Here is a 6,242-nt window from a genome sequence, read left to right on the forward strand (position 1 = left end):
GGCCAAATCGCCCGGCGCCCGATGCGAGGACGCATTCGACGACGTCGTCGCCCGGAAAGACCCCGAAGGCCTCCGCAAGGGCCTGACCACCCGGCACATTCAGATGATCGCCTTCGGAGGGGCGATTGGAACGGGTCTGTTTTACGGTTCGGCGGAGGGAATCAAGCTGGCCGGCCCGTCGCTTCTCCTGGCTTACGCGTTGGGCGGGATCGTCATTTTCTTTGTGGTGCGGGCGATGGGGGAGATGTCGGTCCATCGGCCGAGCTCGGGCTCTTTCAGCCGCTACGCCAACGACTACTGGAGCCCCCGGGCGGGATTTGTGGCCGGATGGAACTATTGGTTCAACTACGTCGCCGTGGCGATGGCCGAACTCACGGTGGTGGGCCAGTACATTCAGTATTGGTTTCCCTCGGTTCCGGCGTGGGCGTCGGCGGCCGCCGTGCTGCTCGTCATCACCGCTGTCAATCTGGTGGGCGTCAAGGCGTTCGGCGAGTTCGAATTCTGGTTCGCCGCGATCAAGGTCGCAGCCGTCGTCGGGATGATCGCCTTGATCTTTTCGTCAGGCTGTAGCTGGATGAGATTTACTACCGCTTTGCCTTTTGCGGTGCGGCTTCCTTCAGGGATCTTATAGACTTTGAGCCAGTAGAGCTGTCCGCGATCAGTCACGAACATCAGCGTATCGTGAGTGTTGCTCGTAAAGAAACTCTCGATGAAGTCATCGTCGTACGTAGTTACCGCGACCTTGCCCTTGCCGCCGCGTTTTTGCTTCTCGTACTGCTTGCTCGGTACGCGCTTGATGTAGCCTCGGTGCGTGATGGTTACGACCATATTTTCGTTAGGTATGAGGTCCTCGATGTCGATATCGTCGTAGTCATCCACGATCTCGGTGATGCGCGGTACTTTAAATTTATTTTTTATCTCAAGTAGCTCGTCTTTGATTAGTTTTTCTAACAAGGTTTCGCTCTTTAAAATTTCATCAAGGCGTGCGATTTCAGCCATTAGCTCGGCTAGCTCGGCCTCTAGTTTTTCGCGCTCAAGACCAGTTAGCTTGCTCAGCCTCATATCTAGGATGGCGTTTGCTTGCAGCTCGCTAAGGCCAAATTTTGCCACTAGTCCCTCGCGAGCGCTCGGAGTGTCGGCGCTATTTTTGATTAGCTCGATCACTTCGTCGATATTATCCAGCGCGATTTTTAAGCCTTCTAAAATATGCGCTCTAGCTCGGGCTTTTTCTAGATCAAATATCGTGCGGCGGATGATGACGGTTTTTCTGTGATTTAAAAATAGCTTCAAAAGCTCGATTAGGTTAAATACCTTCGGCTCTTTGTTGTTTATCGCAAGCATTATGACGCCAAAGGTGCTCTCCATCGTCGTGGATTTAAAGAGATTGTTTAGCACGATGTCGCTCATCGCGTCGCGTTTTAGCTCGATGACGACGCGGATGCCGTCCTTATCGGACTCGTCGCGCACTTCGCTGATGCCTTCGATCTGTTTTTCTTTAACCAGCTCGGCGATCTGCTCGATGAGGCGGGCTTTGTTCGTCTGATACGGCAGCTCGTCTACGACGATGACGTCTTTGTTCGGCTTTTTTTCGATGTGGGTTTTGGCGCGTAGTTTCACGCGGCCGCGTCCCGTGCGGTAGGCCTCGATGATGCCTTTTTTGCCAAATATTATCCCGCCCGTCGGAAAATCCGGCCCTTTTATGTACTGCATCACCTCTTCTAGCGTCGCATTTTTATTTTCAAGCACGAGCAAAAGTCCGTCGATGAGCTCATCAAGGCTGTGCGGCGGGATATTCGTCGCCATACCGACGGCGATACCGCTAGAGCCGTTTAGCAGCAAATTTGGCACGCGGCTAGGCAGGACGTCTGGCTCAGTCTCTCTATCGTCGTAGTTTGGGATAAAATCAACCGTGTCTTTTTCGATATCGCGCAAGATTTCTTCGGTGAGATTCGTCATCCTAGCTTCGGTATAACGCTCCGCTGCAGCGCCGTCGCCGTCGATGGAGCCGAAGTTTCCTTGACCGTCGACAGTCGGATAGCGCATGGAAAATTTCTGCGCCATACGCACGAGCGCGTCGTAGATGGCTAGATTGCCGTGCGGGTGATATTTACCCATAGTCTCGCCAACAATACGAGCGGACTTCATATACGGGCTACGACTGCCGACTCCGAGGTTGTTCATCGCGTATAGGATGCGTCTATGAACGGGCTTTAGGCCGTCTCTGACATCGGGCAGGGCGCGACCGACTATGACGCTCATCGAGTAGTCGAGGTAACTCGTTTTTATCGACTCTTCGATATCGACGGCTTGGATGTCTTGATTTTGATTGAGTAGATTTTCTTCCATTTTTATCCTTAAAATTTACTTGCCGATTTTAGCTTAAATTTGATTAAAATTTAATTTAATACCTCGCATCTGCAAGCGTCAGCGCGAAAAGTACCTCGCAGCCGGCTTTTTGCAGCGTCTGTCTGGCTTCGTCTATCGTCGTGCCCGTCGTCACGATATCGTCTATCAAGATAACGGGGAATTTAGGCGTTTTTAAGAGCTTAAAATTTCGCGGATTTTTCAGGCGAAAGGCTAGGTCTTTGCCGTAATAGCTGACGTTTGAATCCGCGTGCAAGCAGGCGTAAAGCGGACGGATTTCCGCGCTTTTTAACGCGCGAGCTAGGATCGCCGTATGCGAGTAGCCGCTAGTTGTTTTGTCGTCGATAGGTACGGCATTTACCAGCGAGCCGAAGCTAAATTTTCGCGCAAAAATCTTAAAACTCAAATTTGCAAGCGCGCCGTAAACGAAAGAGCCGTGAAATAGGTGCTTTGAGTGGAGTAAATTTTTAACTTCGGAGTAGTCAAAAAAGCTATAAATTTTAAAATCGCCGTCCAAAACGCGCGTCCTTGCGGGCGAGGCGAGCAGGTGATCTTTACAAATTTTACAGATCACGCCCAGACTCAGATGCCCGCAGTTAGCGCATCTCATTAGCTTTTTAGGATCTGGATCGCCGCGCGTTTTACGATGTCTTGGAGTAGTTCGTCAAAAAAGCTCTTAAACGCACCGCTCGTGTGGATCGGGGCAAATTTAGTCTGCTCCTGCGAGACGTTTTTGGTGATGGTCTGATCGCCTCTATGCACCGTTATCGCAAGCTTTGCCGAGCCCTTTAGGTTGTCGGTGGAGTAGCCGCTTAGATTTGCTTTAAGCTCGACGACCCTCACGTCCACGACGATATCGCCAAAGTCGCTCAAATTTGCTCCTAGGCGCTTTAGCTCGGTGCTAAGACCGTCTTGGAGCCAGCCCTCGATGCTGTTTTGTAGCGTGACGTACTCCTTGACGTCACCGTTGCTGCCGGTGATCGTGGCGACTATGCTTTTGTTGGCGCGAGCGTCCTCGATGCTATTTATACGGATATTTTTTTGGTAGCCCATCTGGTTTGAGGTTGATTGATACGGGGTTAAATTTAACACCGAGCTGCGCTGTGAACATCCGCTCATGACTACGGCAAAAAGCGCGGCAGCAATGGTGTAAAAAGCTAGTTTTTTCATACTTTTCCTTTATAGTTTTGATATCTCTTCGGCGGCTTTGTTGGCAGCTTGTTTAACGAGAAGGTAGACGTAGAGGTTAAAGTCCTGCGTATCCTCGGCCTCGAGTTTGCGCACGTCTTGTCTGGTGGAGATGTTTAGCACGCGGGTTTTGTTTATGTTTTTGACTCCTAGTTTGCCTTTCAACGCCGCGCTTAGATACTGCGACGGCTCGCTATAAGACGCCGCGTAGTCGGTAAATGCAAAATCCACGCGGTACGTGTAAGGCGAGGTCTGGCTATCCACGACCATGATTCCGCGATTTAACAGCTCGTCTTGTAAGAAAAGATGAAAAAGCCTCTCGAGGCGCTCTTTTGGATAGAGCATTTTTGCGCCGTTTTTGGAGATAAATTTTATGCCGCTATCAGTAGCTCTTTCGTCGGCTATTTTGTGGATATAGACTTTTTTGATAGCCGCGTTCGTGTCGATCCTGCTTTGAGCGATGCAGCATTTTATCGCGACGTCGCTGGTGTAGTCGGTGCCGTTTATCTTGATGTCCTGACCGCCGCTAGCGCACGAGGAGCAGTCTGCTTTGATACGCATCACCTCTTTGTAGCCTTTGGCGTTGCCTTCGCTAGTTTGAGCGACCTCCGGCGAGCTCTCGAACAGCCCGAAACATCCCGTAAAAAGGAACGCTGCAAATAAAAGTATAAAATTTTTCATGAAAATCCTTTCGTAAATTTTACATCGTGCAAGCAAAATTCTATCCAAATTTGAGATGAATTTCCAAATTTGTGTAAAATTTGGAGGAAATTGGAAATTTGTGTAAATTTTATTAAATTTGATTTTTGAGATTTTAAAAGCGGAGATAGTGCTAAATTTAGCATTTTCAAGGCGCGGGTCTGGGAGGGTCAAATTTGTAAATTTGAGCTCAAATTTGACCGTGAGATAATAAAAAGCGGCTGCGAGCGCAGCAAAAACGCTCGCGAAATACCGCTAGTCTATTTTTAGGACCGAGAGAAAGGCTTCCTGCGGCAAATTTACCTTGCCGATGGCTTTCATGCGCTTTTTGCCCTCTTTTTGCTTTTCTAGCAGCTTGCGCTTACGCGTGATGTCGCCGCCGTAGCACTTGGCGGTTACGTTTTTGCCCATCGATTTTACCGTTTCGCGCGCGATGACTTTGTTGCCGATGCTGGCTTGAATAGCCACCTCAAAGAGCTGGCGCGGCACGATCTCTTTCATGGCTTTTACGAAGTCGCGTCCTTTGGACTGGGCTTTGGACTCTGGCACGATGATGGAGAGCGCGTCCACGGTCTCGCCCGCGACCTTGATATCAAGCTTCACCAGATCGCCCACGCGGTAGTCGCTAGGCTCGTAGTCAAAGCTCGCGTAGCCTTTGGTGCTCGATTTTAGCTTGTCGTAAAAGTCCATCACGATCTCGTTCATCGGGATGTCGTACTCGAGCAGCACGCGCTCGGGCGTGATGTAGTCCATCTTGGTCTGCACGGCGCGGCGGTTGTTTAGCAGCGTGATGATGTTGCCCAAAAACTCGCTAGGCGTGATGATCGTGGACTTTACGTAGGGCTCTTTGACGTGCTCGATTTTATTGACCGGAGGGAGCTGGCTCGGGTTTTGGATGCGTAAAATTTGACCGTCGGTTTGCACCACCTCATAGGTCACGGTCGGAGCCGTGGCGATGAGGTCGAGGTCAAATTCGCGCTCCAAGCGCTCCTTGATAACCTCCATATGCAGCAGCCCCAAAAATCCGACGCGAAAGCCAAACCCAAGCGCGACCGAGGTTTCGGGCTCGTAGCTGATAGAGCTATCGTTTAGCTTTAGTTTATCAAGTGCGTCGCGCAGATCTTCAAATTTATCCGTTTCGATCGGATAAAGTCCCGCAAATACGAACGGTTTAGCCCGCTCAAAGCCGCCGACGGGCTCTTTTACGGGATTTTTAGCTAGCGTGATCGTATCGCCCACCTGCACGTCGCTCACGTTTTTTAGCCCCAGCACCACGATGCCGACCTCGCCCGCGCCCAAATTTGCCGTTTTTATCGGCGCGATCGGGTTTGGATACATGAGATCTAGCACGATGTGCTTTTTGCCCGTGCCCATGACTAGGATTTCGTCGTTTTTCTTTAGCTCGCCGTCATAGACGCGCACGAGCGCCAGCGCGCCTAGATAGTTGTCAAACCAGCTGTCGTAGATGAGCGTTTTTAGCGGTTTTTCCGCCTCTCCACCCGGAGCCGGGATACGCGTGATGATGGCTTCCAGTAGCTCTTTGATGCCGATGCCCGTTTTTGCGCTAACCTCGACTGCGCCGCTACAATCAAGCCCTATGACATGCTCGATCTCGTTTTTTACGCGCTCCGGGTCTGCTGCGGAGAGGTCGATTTTATTTATGACGGGGATGATTTCGAGGTTGTTTTCAAGTGCTATGTAGACATTTGCGATGGTTTGCGCCTCTACGCCCTGAGAGGCGTCTACCACGAGCAGCGCGCCCTCGCAGCTAGCAAGTGAGCGGCTCACCTCGTAACTAAAGTCCACGTGGCCTGGTGTGTCGATCAAATTTAGGACGAAATTTTGCCCGCCTAGCGTGTAGTTTAGACGCACGGACTGAGCCTTGATCGTGATGCCGCGCTCCTTTTCGATGTCCATCGTGTCCATGATTTGCGAGCTCATCTCACGGTCACTTACGGCGCCGCACTCCTGAATGAGGCGATCAGCAAGCG

At 51.0% G+C, this 6,242-nt stretch carries 6 protein-coding genes and 1 pseudogene; 1 reads left to right on the forward strand and 6 read right to left on the reverse strand.

Going from position 1 to position 6,242, the window contains the following annotated elements; genetic code table 11:
• On the reverse strand, positions 1–256 hold a 256-nt coding region (locus tag Q0200_RS03040; protein WP_297937558.1), incomplete at its 3' end, for a hypothetical protein.
• Here Q0200_RS03040 and Q0200_RS11890 point away from each other — a divergent pair.
• A pseudogene (locus Q0200_RS11890) lies at positions 137–508 on the forward strand (amino acid permease); the annotation flags it as partial. The gene Q0200_RS03040 and the pseudogene Q0200_RS11890 sit on opposite strands and share 120 nt — an antisense overlap.
• Here the strand turns inward: Q0200_RS11890 and gyrA are convergent.
• The 5 genes from gyrA to lepA form a co-directional block, all read right to left on the reverse strand.
• On the reverse strand, positions 394–2,346 hold the full coding sequence (gyrA, locus tag Q0200_RS03045) for a DNA gyrase subunit A (RefSeq protein WP_297937560.1): 1,953 nt from the start codon (positions 2,344–2,346) through the stop codon (positions 394–396). The pseudogene Q0200_RS11890 and the gene gyrA overlap by 115 nt on opposite strands.
• 55 nt (positions 2,347–2,401) lie before the next feature.
• Positions 2,402–2,974 carry a ComF family protein gene (locus Q0200_RS03050; protein WP_297937561.1) on the reverse strand — a complete coding sequence of 191 codons (573 nt, stop codon included), beginning with the start codon at positions 2,972–2,974 and terminating at the stop codon, positions 2,402–2,404.
• Positions 2,974–3,534, reverse strand: coding sequence for a YajG family lipoprotein (locus Q0200_RS03055; RefSeq protein WP_297937563.1), 561 nt, complete (start codon positions 3,532–3,534; stop codon positions 2,974–2,976). The genes Q0200_RS03050 and Q0200_RS03055 overlap by 1 nt, the downstream gene beginning before the upstream one ends.
• A 9-nt stretch (positions 3,535–3,543) precedes the next feature.
• Positions 3,544–4,233 carry a hypothetical protein gene (locus Q0200_RS03060; RefSeq protein ID WP_297937565.1) on the reverse strand — a complete coding sequence of 230 codons (690 nt, stop codon included), beginning with the start codon at positions 4,231–4,233 and terminating at the stop codon, positions 3,544–3,546.
• A 273-nt stretch (positions 4,234–4,506) separates the two neighbouring features.
• Positions 4,507–6,242: translation elongation factor 4 (gene lepA, locus Q0200_RS03065; RefSeq protein WP_297937567.1), on the reverse strand; the 1,736-nt coding region annotated here is incomplete at its 5' end.

The organism is uncultured Campylobacter sp. (assembly GCF_938045225.1).
In the GTDB taxonomy this organism is placed as follows: Bacteria; Campylobacterota; Campylobacteria; order Campylobacterales; family Campylobacteraceae; genus Campylobacter_A.

Coding starts and splice junctions, on each gene's coding strand:
- gyrA (WP_297937560.1), bottom strand. CDS start 2,346: ATGGAAGAAAATCTACTCAATCAAAATCAAGACATCCAAGCCGTCGAT.
- Q0200_RS03060 (WP_297937565.1), bottom strand. CDS start 4,233: ATGAAAAATTTTATACTTTTATTTGCAGCGTTCCTTTTTACGGGATGT.
- Q0200_RS03050 (WP_297937561.1), bottom strand. CDS start 2,974: ATGAGATGCGCTAACTGCGGGCATCTGAGTCTGGGCGTGATCTGTAAA.
- Q0200_RS03055 (WP_297937563.1), bottom strand. CDS start 3,534: ATGAAAAAACTAGCTTTTTACACCATTGCTGCCGCGCTTTTTGCCGTA.